Origin of the sequence: Sphingobium sp. Z007 (assembly GCF_900013425.1) — a bacterium.
In the GTDB taxonomy this organism is placed as follows: domain Bacteria; phylum Pseudomonadota; class Alphaproteobacteria; order Sphingomonadales; family Sphingomonadaceae; genus Sphingobium.
In genome coordinates, this window is record NZ_FBXK01000005.1 from 2,591,078 (window position 1) to 2,604,715 (window position 13,638).

The window sequence follows — 13,638 nt, forward strand, 5'->3', positions numbered from 1 at the left end:
AACATGATCTGCATCATGATCACGCAGCCGCCATCTAGGTTCGGAAGATTGCGTTGCAAAGGGGGTCTGACTTTATTTCAATTCATTTCAAGGCTTGTGTTGCAAAAGTGTGACAACGGGCATCCCGGCCGTTCGGCGGGTAAGGCGCCGCTTGGGCGCAGCTTAGGCGCAGCCTGTAACCTGACCGGGCGCTCAACCGAATATTGGACTATTGCGCCAGATGGGATAGGATCATCCCCATGGACAGCCCGACCCCCATGGTAGCTGGCGACGTCAAACGCCATCGCCTGTCCACCCGGATTTGGCATTGGGCCAATGCGCTGCTGCTCTACATCCTGTTCACCAGCGGCCTTGGCATCTTCAACGCCCATCCTCGCCTCTATTGGGGGCAATATGGCGCAAATCTGGATCATGCCTGGCTGACGCTGGAGCGCTTTCCCGGATGGATCACTCTGCCTGGCCATTATAGCCTGGCTCTGTCGCGCCACTGGCATCTGGCCGCCGCACCACTCTTCGCCTTTGCGCTGCTTGCCTATATGCTCTGGAGCCTCATAAACCGGCACATCGCCCGCGACCTGGCCTTCCGTCGCGGCGAACTGGCCCCGCGCCATGTTTGGCAGGACATCAAGGATCACGCGCGGCTGCGCTTTCCCACCGGCCAGGCGGCGCTACGCTATAATGTGTTGCAAAAGGCGAGCTATATCGGCGTCATCTTCGTCGCGCTACCGATCGTCATCCTGACCGGCCTGACCATGTCGCCGGGCATGAATGCGGCCTGGCCCTGGCTGGTCGACCTGTTCGGCGGGCGGCAATCGGCCCGTTCGATCCATTTCATCGCCGCCTTCGCGCTCCTCGCCTTCTTCCTGGTCCATATTTTGATGGTCCTTCTCGCCGGGCCGCTCAACGAGGTGCGATCGATGATCACCGGCCGCTATCGGGTGCCGGAGGAACGGCCATGATCCTGACCCGCCGCACCCTGCTGCTGGGCGCGACCGCCACGCTGGCGGGCTGCGACCGACTGGCGCGCAACGAGAGTTTTCGCGAGACGCTCTTCTCCGCCGAGAATTTCCATAAATGGGCGCAGCGCGGCCTGATGGCGCCCGACGCGCTGGCGCGCGAGTTCCGGCCCGACCAGATTTCCCCGGTCTTCCGCGCCAACGGCACCGCCAATCCCAATACGCCTGCCTATAAGGCGTTGTGGCGCAATGGCTTTGCCGACTGGCGACTGAGCGTCACCGGCCTCGTATCGCGCGAACTGTCTCTGTCGCTGTCGCAATTGCGAACATTGCCCCATCGCGAGCAGATCACCCGCCATGATTGCGTCGAAGGGTGGAGCGCGATCGGCAAGTGGCGCGGGGTGCCGCTCAAGACAATCCTCGACGGCGCGGGGCTGCGTAGCGACGCGCGCTATATCGTCTTCCGCTGCGCCGACGACATGGGCGGCGGGCGGCCCTATTATGAAAGCATCGACCTGGCCGATGCCTTCCATCCCCAGACCATCCTCGCCTTCGCCCTTAACGACCGGCCGCTGTCGGTCGCCAATGGCGCGCCGCTGCGGCTGCGGGTCGAACGGCAGCTGGGCTATAAGCAGGCCAAATATCTGATGGGCATCGAAGCGGTCGACACCCTCGCCGCAATCGGCAAGGGCAAGGGCGGTTTCTGGGAGGACCGTGCCGATTATGATTGGTATGCAGGCATTTGACGTCTGCGTAACGCCATGACAAGGTCGCGGCATGAAGCTGTTTGAATTGGTTCTCAAGCGGTTGGTCACACGCGGTCGCCTGACCGTTCATTACGCCAACGGCAAAATACTCACCGTGGGTCAGCCCGACCCTGCCTTCCCCGACCTCGCGCTGCGATTCAAGGACGGCCGGGTGCCCTTCGACATCGTTAAAGATCCGCGGCTGGGCATGGCGGAGGCCTGGATCGACGGACGCGTGACGATCGAGGGCGGCGGCATCATGGAATTCCTGTCCATGATCCGCGCCAACAATCCCTGGGAACAGGGCAAGTCGATCGAGAGCAAGAGCCTGCTCAAGCGCAGCGTTGGCAGCGTGCGGCAAAAGCTGTGGCGCGCCAATCACAAGGCCCGGTCCAAGGCCAACGTAGCCCATCATTACGACTTATCGGGCGCGCTCTACGCCCTGTTCCTCGACCGCGACCGCCAATATAGCTGCGCCTATTATCCCGATGCCGCCAATGAGGCGGGCATCAGCCTGGAGCAGGCGCAGGAGGACAAGAAGGCGCATATCGCCGCCAAGCTGCACCTGAAACCGGGCATGAAGGTGCTGGATATCGGGTGCGGCTGGGGCGGCATGGCGCTGTATCTGCACCGCACCTGCGGCGTCGATGTGACCGGCATCACTTTGTCGGAAGAACAGTTGAAGGTCGCGCGCCAGCGCGCCGCCGATGCTGGCGTCGCCGACCATGTCTGCTTCGAACTGATCGACTATCGCGACATGACGGGGCCGTTCGACCGGATCGTGTCGGTGGGCATGTTCGAACATGTCGGCACCGCCCATTATCGCACCTTTTTCGATACATGCCGCAACCTGCTGACCCCGGACGGGGGTGATGCTGGTCCACACGATCGGCCGTATGGGCGGACCGGGCGTGACTGACGCCTTCACCCAGAAATATATCTTCCCTGGCGGCTACATCCCGGCCCTGTCGGAAATGATTGCGGGCAGCGAAGGCACGCGGTTGATGGTGACCGACGTGGAGGTGCTGCGCATCCATTATGGCCTGACCATCCGCGCATGGTACAAACGCGCCATGGCACACAAGGCGGATATCATCGCCCTCTATGACGAGCGTTTCTTCCGCCTGTGGACCTTCTACCTGGCAGGCGCGGCGACCGTGTTCGAACATGGCGGCATGGTGAATTTCCAGGTCCAATATAGCCGCGATCGGCGCGCCTTGCCGATCACCCGCGACTATATGCAGGAATCGGAGGCGGCGCTGCGCGGGCGATAAAAAGCCTGAACGATCGCTGACATCGCCATTCGAGGCTGGTTCAGTCGGCGCGATGCATTCTCCTCCCCATGTTCCCTCCCCTGACGGGCGGGAACTGTGAGGAGAGAGAATCATGCATCTGTTCTGGAAGGGCGCGGCCGCGTTGAGCCTTGCCATCACCGGCCTTGGCGCAATAGCGGCCCCGGCCCAGGCGCAATATTATGGCGGTTCCGGCTGGCGCGGCGACCGCGACGGGCGCTGGGACAATCGCCGTTATGACAACAGGCGCTGGGCCGATCGCCGCCACTGGCGCGGCGACCGGCGCGACTGGCGCGGGCCTCGCGGCCATTATCGCGCCGCCTATCGCCACCGCGCCCGTTGCTGGACGGAATGGCGTTACGACCATTATCGTGACCGCAACGTGCGCGTGCGCATCTGCCGCTAAGGCAGACGGCTATATTTTACCCGCAACCCGCCCCGATTGAACCTTGGGGCGGGTTGCGGCATTGGGGACGGCATGACCGATCCCATGCCCGTGATTCAAAGCCTGTTGTCGGGCCTTCCCATCCTGCTGCTGCACCTGGGCAGCGCGACGCTGGTCTGGCTGGCGGCGCTGGGCCTCTATATGTGGATCACCCCGCATGACGAATTTGCGCTGATCCGTGGCGGCAACGAAGCGGCTGCGATTTCGCTGGGCGGGGCGGCGATTGGCCTCGCCGTGCCCTTGGGTTTCTGCCTCGCCGGGTCGGTCAATGTCTGGGACATCCTCATCTGGGGCAGCGTGACCTTGGTGCTGCAACTCGTCGCGTTCCGCCTGGTCGATTTCCTGCTCGGCACGCTGTCGGCACGGATCGAGGCGAATGAGCGATCGGCGGCGATCTTCCTGGCGATGATGAAGGCCGCCATCGCCTGCCTCACCGCCGCCGCGATCGCGGGCTGAGGCGATGGCGAAGCGCGGCTGCGGTTGCCTGCCCTTCGCTCTGGGCGGCCTGCTTCTGATCGCTTGGTTCGGGCAGGACGTGACCGTCCCACCGCTGACGGTTGAACAATTCGATCCCCGATCACCGCGCCGGCCACTGCCTGGCTGGAGCGACGAGCAGTTCGTGATCGAGGATAATCCCAATGGACCCGCCGATTCCATGGGCACCGCCTTCGCCGTCGACCGGGACGGCGCATGGCTGACGGCGCAGCATGTGACCCATGGCTGCGCGCGCGTAGGGCTAGAGGATGGCCGCTTCGCCCGGCCGGTGTCGCGCGTCATCGAAAGCCGCGAGGCGGACGCCGCGCTGGTGCCCGACAGCCTGCCTAGCGACGCCGCCTTGCCCCTGTCGCGCCGCATCCCACAACCGGGCACGCCGGGCTATCATATGGGCTTTCCTGCGGGCGAGCCGACTCTCGTCATGTCCGAACTGATTGGCGAAGCAAGCGCGCGGCGCGGGCGCAGCGACCTGACCCAGCCGATCCTCGCCTGGGCCGAAAAGGGCCGCATCCCCGACGGCGACGGCACCTTGTCGGGCATCAGCGGCGGGCCGGTCTTTGCCGAGGACGGCCATGTCGTAGGCGTCAACAGCGCCTCAACCGACCGGCGCGGCCGCATCCTGACCACCGCGCCCGACGCGGTCGCCCGGCTGACGGCGGCCAGCCGCGCGGTGGACGATCGGCCGGTGGCCTATCCCTTCGCGGGCCTTGCCGACGCGGAAAGCCGCTTCACCGCCTGGCTGGACGCGGGCGTCATTCGCCGCATCTTCTGCGACGTCGATGAAAAGCGCGGCGGTTGACGGCCGCACATCGCAGACGCTAGGCGCGAACAAACTTTCCAGGGATTTCTGACCATGAGCGACACGCCCCCCGATCATCTGTCCACCAACCCCAAAAGCCCCCATTTCGACATGGAGGTGCTCCAGCGCGGCATCGGCATCCGGTTCAAGGGCCGCGAGCGCAAGGATGTGGAAGAATATTCGATCTCAGAGGGCTGGATTCGCGTCGCCGCCGGCAAGAGCCGCGACCGTCACGGCAATCCGTTGACGATCAAGCTGACCGGCGAAGTCGAAGCTTGGTTCGAAAATCCGGCAGAGGATTCCGAGGATAAGCCGGCCGAAGCCGAATAAGCAAAAAGGGGCGCCGGTGAGGGCGCCCTTTTTCTATCAGTGCATCACCGCATCGCGCCGGACATCGGCGATGATCGCGCTCAGCGTCCGTTGCGACGGCGCGGCGTCGGCATATTCGACGACGAAGGGATCGGCCTCCAACCGCGGTGCTGGCTTGTTCGGCCTGGACGCGGGCTTGGCCTGCGCCACCTGAATCGCCCGCGGGCTGACCATGACCGGCGTCACGCGCGGCTCCCGCAACATCCGTGGCAGCCCCTGTTCGTCCCACATGTCCGAATCGACCTTGGCGAAACGCACGCTCGCGCCCAGCACCGGGTCGGGGGTAAAATCATGCAGCTTCGCCTTGGCCGGATAGATGAAGCCATAGGTCGGGTTGGTCCGCGCGCCCATCTGGCCCGTCGGGCTGTGCCACACGCGCACCTGGCTCCAGTCGCCATCCGCTGACACGTCGATCGCCAGCACATCTTCCTCGATCGCGCCGGGCACCGACCAGTTGGCATGGCGGATCAGCACGCGCCGATCGCCCAATATCTTGCTGACGACCGCGACATGACCCAGCACCATAGGGCCATTGGGCCGGAAGGCGAGCACCGCGCCCTTTTTGGGCTTGGTACCGCGCTTATACTGGCTGGCCGCCTGGTCCCACCAGGTCAGCGCATCTCCCTTGATCGCCACGCCCGATACGATCCGGGCATAGGGCACACATTGCAGCACCGCCGACCCCCAGGAGGGCGCGGTTACCAGACCGGACAACAGCAAGGCCGCCGTCCAGCGTATCGTTCGAAACATCTATGCGATCCCGAAAACAAGAATCGCCCCACCGAGGATGACCCTAAGCCGCCAGAGTTTGAGAAGAGGTTAAGCGCAGGTCAGGGATAAAATGGGGATCAGCATCATGCCGATCCGGGCGCCGCGATCAGAAGGCGGCGCGCACCGCAGCGCCGCCGGTCGTGTCGGCCGATGCGATCTGGACGGGCTGGTCGACGCCCTTGGACGGCTGGGCATAGATGAAGCCGCGCGCCGGGTTGGAACGCAGGCCAAGGTCGCGGATCGGGCCGTACCACACCTTGACGTCAGTCCAATCGTTATTGGCCGACACGTCGATGGCGCGCACATTGCGCTCGATGCCGCCGCGATAGGACCAGTTGGCGTGGGTCAGCAGCACTTCGCGACCGCTGACCACCTTGCTGACCATGGCGACATGGCCGACCGGCATCGAACGGCTGGCGGCAAAGGCCAGAACCGCGCCGACGCGGGGTTCGTGACCGCGGTCGTAACGACCCTCGGCCTGGCCCCACCAGGTATTGGCATTGCCGTGAATGTCGATGCCGGAAGCCTGCCGGGCGAAGGGGGCGCACTGGAGCGTGCCTGCGGTGGCGGGAACAGCGAACAGGGTCGAGAGCGCAAGAATAGACGCCGCGAAAAACGCGCGAAAACTAACGACCATGTGATTGCGACCCCGACTTATTTTGTAGGCTTGAAACCCGATGTCGGTCTTAGGGCAGACGCCGGACGGATGAACAAGCGCGGGGCGACGAGTCGTTTCGTCGATGCGTTATATTGCGGAACGAAAAAGCTGGCCCGCCGTTACAGTCAATCGCGTCGCCTTATCCAGATCGTTGAAAAGACTGGATTCCGTGCCCGTCATCCACACTTGGCCGCCAGTTTCTCGCAATCGTTGGAACAGGGCGCTGCGGCGGGACGGGTCGAGATGCGCCGCGACTTCATCCAGCAGCAAGACGGGCGGCTGTCCGCGTGTCTCCGCCACCAGCGCGGCATGGGCGAGCAGCATCGAGAGCAGCAGCGCCTTCTGCTCGCCGGTCGAACAAAGCGCGGCAGGCTGATCCTTGGCGATGTGGGTGACGGCCAGGTCGTGGCGATGCGGGCCGGACAGCGTTCGCCCCGCCGCCGCATCGCGTCGCCGTTCGCGCCCCAGCCGATCCGCCAGCGCGTCGTCGCTCGCATCCTCGCCCTCGATCGCGATCCGCGGCCGGGCGAAGGGTTCGTCAGGCTGGTCCGCCAGCATCGCATTCAGCCGCGCCACCAGATCGACGCGCGCGTCGGCCAGCGCCGCGCCATGCTCACCCATCTGCGCCTCCAGCGCAGACAGCCAGGCCGGATCGGCCCGGCGCAGGTCGGTGAGCAGCCGGTTGCGCGCTCGCATCGCCGCGTCATAGCGGGCGCTGTGCATCGCATGGGCCGGATGCAGCGCCAGCGTCAGTCGGTCGAGGAAACGTCGTCGCCCGCCGGGACTGTCGAGGAACAGCCGGTCCATCGCCGGGGTGAGCCAGACGATCGCCAGATGATCGGCCAGCGCATTGGCGGAGGAGGCCACTCCGCCGATCCGCACCTGCCGGCGATCCGGGCTGCCAGCCGCAACGCCGGTGCCCAGCACCACGCCGTCCACCTCCGCCGCGACGCCGAACCCCCCTGCCCCCTCCTGCCGCACCATCGCGGACAGAGGCGCGCCGCGCAGCCCGCGGCCAGGCGCCAGCATCGAAACCGCTTCCAATATATTGGTCTTGCCCGCGCCATTGTCGCCGGTCAGCAGGATGAAGCTGTGGTCGGGCAGGATCAGCGCATCCGCGTGATTGCGGAAATCGCTCAAGGTAAGGCGGCCGATCATTGCGTGGCTGTAGCGGGGACAGAGCGGAGGGGGAAGGGTGCGCCCAACATTGGCGCGCTCCCTCCGTTCTCATCGGCCAATTCAGCAGCGCTTGCGCGTGACCGCCGTCCCGTCGTTAACGATGGTCAGTGCTTTGCCGTCCGCTGACGTTCGCAGCGCCAACGTGCGGGTCCAGCTCTGACCCTCGCCGGTGAAGGCGGCTTCCACCGCGGCGCGGCCCTCCTCGCCCGGCGTCACGCTTTTTACGGTGCCGACGCTCTCGTGGAACAGCAGCCGGTCGGGCGTGACGGTCAGTTCCAGATCAGCACTGCGGTCGCCGCAGCGATCCTGCACGCCGGTCCATTTACCCTGCATGGCAGCGGGAATGAGGCCGGCGGAGGCGGTGGCGGGCGGCGGCGTATCGATCTTCGGCGTGGGTTCGACCGGGGTGATGGCGTTGGCAGCGGGCGGCGCTTCCTGCACATTGGGCAGCGTCTGGTCCAATATATTGGCGACGACGCCCGGCTGGTCGGCGCTGTTGTCCACCGCCTGGTTGCACCCGGCGACCAGCAGCAGGAAGGCAAGGCATGATCTACGCATGCTTGAAGGAACCGGCCAGCGCGCCGCCGGTTCCCCGTTTCCGTCGCCCATGATAGCGTTGGCTCCCACAGATATAGGGAGTCGATGCCATGCCGGTGCTGGGAATGGGAGGCCTGTTCTTTCGCGCCCGCGATCCCGATGCGCTCAGCGCATGGTATCGGACGCATTTGAATGTCGGCGGCGGATGCGTGGTCGATCCGGCCGACACGCCCAATGCATGGATCTGGCAGCCGCAGGGCGGACCGATGGTGTTCGCCCCATTCAAGGCGGACAGCGACTATTTCGCGCCCGACAAGGCCTTCATGCTGAATTTCCGCGTGTCCGGTCTCGATTCCCTCCTGGACCACTTGCGCGGCGCAGGCGTTGCGATCATCACCAAGCCAGAATGGGATGACCCCGTCCTCGGCCGTTTCGCCCGCATTCATGATCCGGAGGGCAATGCGATCGAATTATGGGAACAGCCCGACCCACGTCCGACCCAAGGAACCGACATATGAAGCGCCTGTCTCTCCTCCTCGCCGCTGCCGCCGCCCTCAGTTCCAGCGGCGCGATGGCCGCCCTTGCCGTCGGCGCCAAGGCGCCCGATTTCACCACGCGCGGGGCGCAGGCGGGCAAGACCTTCACCCTGACCCTGTCGCATCAGCTGAAGCGCGGTCCAGTGGTGCTCTATTTCTTCCCAAAGGCATTCACGCCGGGCTGTTCGGCCGAAGCACGCGAGTTCGCGGAGAATATCGAGAAGTTCAAGGCCGCCGGCGCGACCGTCATCGGCATGTCGGCCGATCCGGTCGATGATCTCGTCGCCTTTTCGACCAAGGAATGTGCGGGCAAGTTCGCCGTGGCTTCGGCTGGCCCAGCGATCGTGACCGGCTATGACGTGGCGCTCAAGATGCGGCCGGGCATGACCGATCGCACCTCCTATGTCATCGCGCCGTCGGGCCGCGTCGCGTTCGTCCATAGCGAAATGAACTATGCCGAGCATGTGAAGACCACGCTGGCCGCGGTCGAGGCGATGAAGCAGAAATGATAGGACCGGGCTCCTGCCAAACGCAGGAGCCCGGCTTGTTTCACCGCTTCACATAGGTGCCGAACCAGTCGAGCGTAGCGTCCCACGCGGCCTTGGCGGCGGGTTCGTTATAGCTGGGGCGATAATCAGCCATGAAGCCATGGTCCGCACCTATATGGACGGTGATGGCGTCGGGCGGGGACTTGCCCGCCTTGACCAACGCGGCGCGCATCGCCTGCACGTCGGTCAGTGGTATGCCTTTGTCCAGTTCGCCATATTGGCCCAGCACCGGCGCCTTGAGCTTGCCGACCTCCTCGATCGCGCTCAGCGTCTGGAGTGGCGTCTTGTCCGTCACCAGCCGCCCATAATAAGCGACGCCGGCATCCAGATCGGCGCTGTGCGCGGCGTAGAGCCATACGACCCGCCCGCCCCAGCAGAATCCGGTGATGCCGCGCCGCTTCGCATCGCCGCCATGCTTACCCGCCCAGCCATAGGCCGTGTCGATATCGGTCAGCACTTGGGCGTCGGGCGCCTTGGACACGATGGTGCCGATCAACTGCTTGAAATCGGAAACCTTGGTCGCGTCGCCATGGCGCGCGAACAGGTCAGGCGCGATGGCATAATAGCCCGCTTTGGCGAAGCGGCGGCAGATATCGCGAATCCATTCATGCACGCCGAAAATCTCATGCACCACGACGATGACCGGCGCAGCCTTGCCACCCGCCGGGCGCGCGACAAAGGCGGGCATGGCGAAGCCGTCGCTGGCGGGAATCGAGACGGTCTCTTCGCTAAGCCCCTCGGCGGAGGTCTGCACCGCGCTGCTGGCGATGGGGCGGCAGGCGGCGGCGAAACCGGCGGCGAAGGCCCCGCCCGCCAATATGTGCCGGCGCTGGAAGCCGGTGGTGCCGATCCAGTTGCGGTCTTCGGGCAGCCGCTCCACGAGGGGCGTATCGTCCTCATTGCGGTCGGTGGTCATCGGCGCCTGTCTCCTGTCGATCTTGTTGATGCCGGAGACTAGCTGTCCCGCTCCCGCGCGCAAGCCAGGAAGTCGCCATCGGCGATAGGCGGCAGGCCAGTCGTGTCGCGCGTATAGAGATAGACCCAGGCCCCTACCGGCCCGTCCGCGGCCTGCACCGTCATCGCCACGCGGCGATATTCGTGCGGCTGCGGATGATGGTCGGCGCATTCCTCATACTCGTCCAGCACTGCCAGGACCGCGGCGGCGTCCGTCAGGGCAAACAGGTCGCCCTGCACCCGGCCCGTCGGCCCGGCCACCAGCCCCGGATAGTCGGCGACCCGATAGAGCGCGCCGCCGATCGTCGCCGGTCCGACCAGCCGCGCCGCTTGCCGCAACCAGCGCGCCATCGGCCCGTCAAAAGCGGCCCTGAGCGTGCCGTAGACGAATAGATGGATAGGTGTCGCTGCTGGGTCAGGCATATTCCACCAATCTGCGGGAAAATATCCCAACAGCGCGACTATTTGCCAGCCGCGCCGCACGCCTCGTCAGCGAACAGCCGCTGATTTCCGCCAAAAATCGAAACTGGCACGGCATCTGCAATTCCTGTTGGCATCAAGGCTGGAATGATCCGGCCATCACATCAGGGAGTATCCACCATGTCCATCGCCAAGATCCAGAACGCCGCCGTCGCCCTTGTCGGCGCGTTCATCGTCGCCAGCCTGTTCGTCAGCGCAGCGATCCCGGTGTCGCCGATCGCCTGATCGCGCCCCTTACTCAACACCCATTTCAGCAGAAGGCCTGACAGATGAACAACAGCTTCACCCTCGACCGCACCAACGGCAAGATCATGGGCGTATGCGCCGGCGTCGCCAACCGCACTGGCCTGGACGTGACGCTGCTCCGCGTCGGACTGGTCCTGCTGACGCTCTGCGCGCTGGGGCCGATCGGCGTCGTGGCCTACCTACTCGCGGGCTGGCTGGCAGAGGGCTGATGGTGGCCCGACGGATGGGCCAGGACATCACCAAGTCAGAGACAAATAAAAAGGCCGCTCCGGTTAAACCGGGAGCGGCCTTTTTGCATCCCGGTCTGTCGGGATAAGGTTCGCGCATGATGCGCGATCAGGCATATAACACCGAATAGAAAGTCAACATCTGAACACCGACCGCAACGGCCAGCACAGCGCCCTGAAAGGCCTGCCGCATATTTTGCTCCATCTTTGCAAGAATTACCACCCATCTGGGTGTGAGCGGTCCCCTACGCCCGTCATATTCTTGTAACAATCGCAAAGCGCGACATACCGATTGCACTAAATGCAACAGGCCTGTTACTGTAAAGCCACGATCATCGCCTGTGCCGCCGCCGGGTTGCGTTCCTTGGCGCCGCTAATGAAGAAGGCGAAGACATCGCCCTGCCCCGCCGCCGCCTGAGCGCGCTCGGCCCAGTCCGCGATAGCCGCGGGCGGATAGCCGGTCAGCTCATTCGCCTGCGCCCGCATCAGCCGCATATAGGTAAAGCCGACATCATGGCCGGTGATCGCGGGATAATCGTCATGATCGGCCAGCACCACCGCGGCCCCGGCGTCGCGCGCCATCGCCAGGAAGGCTGGATCGTCGAAGCTCTCATGCCGCACCTCCAGCGCGTGGCGCAGCTTCACGCCATCGACGCTGGACGGCAGCAGTTTGAGGAAGGCGCCGAAATCGTCCGGATCGAACTGCTTGGTGGGCATGAACTGCCACAGGATCGGCCCCAGCCGGTCACCCAGTTCGGCGATACCCTGGTTGGTGAATTTCGCGACCGACTCGCCCGCCTCCGCCAACAGCTTGCGGTTGGTGCAATAGCGCGACGCCTTGACCGCGAACTGAAATCCGTCCGGCACCGCCTTCGCCCAACCCGCAAAGGTCGCGGGCTTCTGGCTGCTATAATAGGTCGCGTTGATCTCAGTCGCGGTCAGATGTGCGCCGACATAGGCCAACTCGTCCTTCTGCCGCAGCCCCGCCGGGTAGAAAGTGCCGCGCCACGGCTCATAGACCCAGCCGCCAATGCCCACCCTGATCCGTCCGGCCATACGCCTTCCCCTTCATATAGCATCCTGATCGTGCTGGGCGATCAGAGCCAGTGGAAAAAGCCGTTGGTGGTTATTGCGAATGACTCTTAGTTAGGTCGCAACCAAGGAGACGCCCCATGTCGCTCGACCTCATCAAGACCGGTACTTATCTGACCATCCACCTCACCGTCGGCTTCACTGTCGCTTATGTCATGACCGGGTCGCTCGCGCTGGCCGGCGGCATCGCGCTGATCGAACCGGTCATCAACGCCGTCGCCTTCTTCTTCCACGAACAGGCGTGGAAGAAGATCCAGGCCCGGCCGCCGCGTGAGGGTGGAAAGCGGTGGGTGCGCGATCAGGCGGTTTTCGCGTAATAGTGTCTAATTCGCTGTTCGCTTATTAAGGCCGATCAACCAAGGCTTCACCCCGCGCGTGGGCTTGGCCATGCCGTCCAGCCGTCGGGCACGGATGATGCGGATCGGCTTAACGATCATCTGCCCGCGCATCGGCCCCGACCCGCAGCAGGTGGGCACGGCAAGAATCTTGCGCACCACATCCATGCCGCCCACGACATGACCGAAGGCGGCATAGCCGATATAGTCGCCGCGCGCGTCCATATTGGGCATGGCGCCGATGGTGATGAAGAAATTGCCCATCGCCGAATTGGGTCGGTTGGGCCGCGCCATGGACAGGGTGGCGTCAAGATGCAGGATGCCGGTCTTGCTCGTAGGCTCATGCACGACCGGCGGCAGCGAGCGGCGGGCGTCGGTATCGATGCCACCCTGGATCAGGCCATATTTAGGGTCGCTCTTGCGCCGCGCCGCGCGGTAGAAGGTGACGCCGTCGAAGCGGCCATCATCGACATAGGTCAGGAAATTGGCCGAGGTGCGCGGCGCGCGCTTCTGATCTACCGCCACGATGATCGTGCCGACCGAGGTTTCGATCGCGACGCGGGTCAAGCCAGGACTGGGCCGATTGGCTGGCAGAGCGGCGGAAAGGGCGGACCACAGGCCAAGGAGCAGACCAAGGGCGCACAGGACAAGGGGACGCATCGGGCAACATATACTCGGCAAGGACGGCAAGCGCCCGACGCTAAAGCGGGCGCACGCTGCCCGCAACCGCCGGGCCATGAATTTGTCGATGAAGAAGCGGTGTAAGGCCCTTCCGCTAAGAGCGGAGGTGGTGATCCCAACGGGATTCGAACCCGTATCGCTGCCGTGAAAGGGCAGTGTCCTAACCGTTAGACGATGGGACCTCATCCAGCGACTGACCAGTCAGCGCTGCGAAGCGAAGGCGCAATTAGGCGGGGACGGGAAAAGGGTCAACCCCCTAAAGCCAAGAAAATTGCCTGCCCTTGAGGACATG

At 64.4% G+C, this 13,638-nt stretch carries 18 protein-coding genes, 1 tRNA gene and 1 pseudogene; 11 read left to right on the forward strand and 9 right to left on the reverse strand.

All coding sequences use genetic code 11. The features are described 5' to 3' along the window. The first annotated feature begins 239 nt into the window (after nt 1-239). From CEQ44_RS20480 to CEQ44_RS20510, 7 genes and pseudogenes are all read left to right on the forward strand, one after another. Nucleotides 240-959: a cytochrome b/b6 domain-containing protein gene (locus CEQ44_RS20480; protein ID WP_088182325.1), complete on the forward strand. Its 720-nt coding sequence runs from the start codon at nt 240-242 to the stop codon at nt 957-959. Then, on the forward strand, nt 956-1,702 hold the full coding sequence (locus tag CEQ44_RS20485) for a molybdopterin-binding protein (protein WP_088182326.1): 747 nt from the start codon (nt 956-958) through the stop codon (nt 1,700-1,702). Before CEQ44_RS20480 ends, CEQ44_RS20485 begins: the two co-directional genes overlap by 4 nt. A gap of 31 nt (nt 1,703-1,733) precedes the next feature. Further along, a pseudogene (locus CEQ44_RS20490) lies at nt 1,734-2,976 on the forward strand (class I SAM-dependent methyltransferase). A 112-nt stretch (nt 2,977-3,088) separates the two neighbouring features. Next, nucleotides 3,089-3,400 (forward strand): hypothetical protein, encoded by a 312-nt coding sequence (locus CEQ44_RS20495; protein ID WP_088182327.1) that lies wholly within the window; start codon nt 3,089-3,091, stop codon nt 3,398-3,400. A 72-nt stretch (nt 3,401-3,472) separates the two neighbouring features. Then, the gene (locus CEQ44_RS20500) at nt 3,473-3,895 is read left to right on the forward strand and encodes a DUF350 domain-containing protein (RefSeq protein ID WP_088182328.1); all 423 of its coding nucleotides are present in this window, start codon (nt 3,473-3,475) and stop codon (nt 3,893-3,895) included. A 4-nt stretch (nt 3,896-3,899) separates the two neighbouring features. Further along, nucleotides 3,900-4,733, forward strand: coding sequence for a serine protease (locus tag CEQ44_RS20505; RefSeq protein WP_088182329.1), 834 nt, complete (start codon nt 3,900-3,902; stop codon nt 4,731-4,733). Between the two features lie 54 nt (nt 4,734-4,787). After that, nucleotides 4,788-5,063 (forward strand): DUF3297 family protein, encoded by a 276-nt coding sequence (locus CEQ44_RS20510; RefSeq protein WP_088182330.1) that lies wholly within the window; start codon nt 4,788-4,790, stop codon nt 5,061-5,063. A gap of 36 nt (nt 5,064-5,099) precedes the next feature. Here the strand turns inward: CEQ44_RS20510 and CEQ44_RS20515 are convergent, their stop codons facing one another. The 4 genes from CEQ44_RS20515 to CEQ44_RS20530 form a co-directional block, all read right to left on the reverse strand. Then, nucleotides 5,100-5,852, reverse strand: coding sequence for a CHAP domain-containing protein (locus CEQ44_RS20515; protein WP_088182331.1), 753 nt, complete (start codon nt 5,850-5,852; stop codon nt 5,100-5,102). 127 nt (nt 5,853-5,979) lie between these two features. Further along, nucleotides 5,980-6,510, reverse strand: coding sequence for a CHAP domain-containing protein (locus CEQ44_RS20520; RefSeq protein WP_088182332.1), 531 nt, complete (start codon nt 6,508-6,510; stop codon nt 5,980-5,982). A gap of 108 nt (nt 6,511-6,618) precedes the next feature. Further along, the gene (gene recF, locus CEQ44_RS20525) at nt 6,619-7,689 is read right to left on the reverse strand and encodes a DNA replication/repair protein RecF (protein ID WP_088182333.1); all 1,071 of its coding nucleotides are present in this window, start codon (nt 7,687-7,689) and stop codon (nt 6,619-6,621) included. Between the two features lie 81 nt (nt 7,690-7,770). Continuing rightward, nucleotides 7,771-8,268, reverse strand: coding sequence for a hypothetical protein (locus CEQ44_RS20530; protein WP_088182417.1), 498 nt, complete (start codon nt 8,266-8,268; stop codon nt 7,771-7,773). 89 nt (nt 8,269-8,357) lie between these two features. Here CEQ44_RS20530 and CEQ44_RS20535 point away from each other — a divergent pair, with 89 nt between their 5' ends. Both CEQ44_RS20535 and CEQ44_RS20540 read left to right on the forward strand, forming a co-directional pair. Further along, the gene (locus CEQ44_RS20535) at nt 8,358-8,765 is read left to right on the forward strand and encodes a VOC family protein (RefSeq protein ID WP_088182334.1); all 408 of its coding nucleotides are present in this window, start codon (nt 8,358-8,360) and stop codon (nt 8,763-8,765) included. Then, nucleotides 8,762-9,292: a peroxiredoxin gene (locus CEQ44_RS20540; RefSeq protein ID WP_088182335.1), complete on the forward strand. Its 531-nt coding sequence runs from the start codon at nt 8,762-8,764 to the stop codon at nt 9,290-9,292. The genes CEQ44_RS20535 and CEQ44_RS20540 overlap by 4 nt, the downstream gene beginning before the upstream one ends. A 40-nt stretch (nt 9,293-9,332) precedes the next feature. On the opposite strand, the gene CEQ44_RS20545 is transcribed toward CEQ44_RS20540, so the two are convergent. Continuing rightward, nucleotides 9,333-10,247 (reverse strand): dienelactone hydrolase family protein, encoded by a 915-nt coding sequence (locus CEQ44_RS20545; protein WP_088182336.1) that lies wholly within the window; start codon nt 10,245-10,247, stop codon nt 9,333-9,335. Between the two features lie 38 nt (nt 10,248-10,285). Further along, complete coding sequence (locus tag CEQ44_RS20550) at nt 10,286-10,708, reverse strand: gamma-glutamylcyclotransferase (protein WP_088182418.1); 423 nt, start codon at nt 10,706-10,708, stop codon at nt 10,286-10,288. A 326-nt stretch (nt 10,709-11,034) separates the two neighbouring features. On the opposite strand from CEQ44_RS20550, the gene CEQ44_RS20555 reads away from it, so the two are divergent. Continuing rightward, nucleotides 11,035-11,220, forward strand: coding sequence for a PspC domain-containing protein (locus tag CEQ44_RS20555; protein ID WP_088182337.1), 186 nt, complete (start codon nt 11,035-11,037; stop codon nt 11,218-11,220). A gap of 333 nt (nt 11,221-11,553) precedes the next feature. On the opposite strand, the gene CEQ44_RS20560 is transcribed toward CEQ44_RS20555, so the two are convergent. Further along, nucleotides 11,554-12,294, reverse strand: coding sequence for a DUF72 domain-containing protein (locus CEQ44_RS20560; RefSeq protein WP_088182338.1), 741 nt, complete (start codon nt 12,292-12,294; stop codon nt 11,554-11,556). A 116-nt stretch (nt 12,295-12,410) separates the two neighbouring features. Here CEQ44_RS20560 and CEQ44_RS20565 point away from each other — a divergent pair, with 116 nt between their 5' ends. Continuing rightward, complete coding sequence (locus CEQ44_RS20565) at nt 12,411-12,647, forward strand: DUF2061 domain-containing protein (RefSeq protein WP_088182339.1); 237 nt, start codon at nt 12,411-12,413, stop codon at nt 12,645-12,647. A gap of 6 nt (nt 12,648-12,653) precedes the next feature. Here the strand turns inward: CEQ44_RS20565 and CEQ44_RS20570 are convergent, their stop codons facing one another. After that, entirely contained in the window at nt 12,654-13,325 is a 672-nt protein-coding gene (locus CEQ44_RS20570; protein ID WP_088182340.1) for a peptidylprolyl isomerase, read from the reverse strand. Nucleotides 13,326-13,453: 128 nt separating this feature from the next. Then, a tRNA-Glu gene (locus tag CEQ44_RS20575) sits at nt 13,454-13,528 on the reverse strand. Nucleotides 13,529-13,638: the final 110 nt, after the last annotated feature.

Coding starts and splice junctions, on each gene's coding strand:
- CEQ44_RS20500 (WP_088182328.1), top strand. CDS start 3,473: ATGACCGATCCCATGCCCGTGATTCAAAGCCTGTTGTCGGGCCTTCCC.
- CEQ44_RS20535 (WP_088182334.1), top strand. CDS start 8,358: ATGCCGGTGCTGGGAATGGGAGGCCTGTTCTTTCGCGCCCGCGATCCC.
- CEQ44_RS20570 (WP_088182340.1), bottom strand. CDS start 13,325: ATGCGTCCCCTTGTCCTGTGCGCCCTTGGTCTGCTCCTTGGCCTGTGG.
- CEQ44_RS20545 (WP_088182336.1), bottom strand. CDS start 10,247: ATGACCACCGACCGCAATGAGGACGATACGCCCCTCGTGGAGCGGCTG.
- CEQ44_RS20520 (WP_088182332.1), bottom strand. CDS start 6,510: ATGGTCGTTAGTTTTCGCGCGTTTTTCGCGGCGTCTATTCTTGCGCTC.
- CEQ44_RS20495 (WP_088182327.1), top strand. CDS start 3,089: ATGCATCTGTTCTGGAAGGGCGCGGCCGCGTTGAGCCTTGCCATCACC.
- CEQ44_RS20560 (WP_088182338.1), bottom strand. CDS start 12,294: ATGGCCGGACGGATCAGGGTGGGCATTGGCGGCTGGGTCTATGAGCCG.
- CEQ44_RS20565 (WP_088182339.1), top strand. CDS start 12,411: ATGTCGCTCGACCTCATCAAGACCGGTACTTATCTGACCATCCACCTC.
- CEQ44_RS20480 (WP_088182325.1), top strand. CDS start 240: ATGGACAGCCCGACCCCCATGGTAGCTGGCGACGTCAAACGCCATCGC.
- CEQ44_RS20485 (WP_088182326.1), top strand. CDS start 956: ATGATCCTGACCCGCCGCACCCTGCTGCTGGGCGCGACCGCCACGCTG.
- recF (WP_088182333.1), bottom strand. CDS start 7,689: ATGATCGGCCGCCTTACCTTGAGCGATTTCCGCAATCACGCGGATGCG.
- CEQ44_RS20540 (WP_088182335.1), top strand. CDS start 8,762: ATGAAGCGCCTGTCTCTCCTCCTCGCCGCTGCCGCCGCCCTCAGTTCC.
- CEQ44_RS20510 (WP_088182330.1), top strand. CDS start 4,788: ATGAGCGACACGCCCCCCGATCATCTGTCCACCAACCCCAAAAGCCCC.
- CEQ44_RS20530 (WP_088182417.1), bottom strand. CDS start 8,268: ATGCGTAGATCATGCCTTGCCTTCCTGCTGCTGGTCGCCGGGTGCAAC.
- CEQ44_RS20515 (WP_088182331.1), bottom strand. CDS start 5,852: ATGTTTCGAACGATACGCTGGACGGCGGCCTTGCTGTTGTCCGGTCTG.
- CEQ44_RS20505 (WP_088182329.1), top strand. CDS start 3,900: ATGGCGAAGCGCGGCTGCGGTTGCCTGCCCTTCGCTCTGGGCGGCCTG.
- CEQ44_RS20550 (WP_088182418.1), bottom strand. CDS start 10,708: ATGCCTGACCCAGCAGCGACACCTATCCATCTATTCGTCTACGGCACG.
- CEQ44_RS20555 (WP_088182337.1), top strand. CDS start 11,035: ATGAACAACAGCTTCACCCTCGACCGCACCAACGGCAAGATCATGGGC.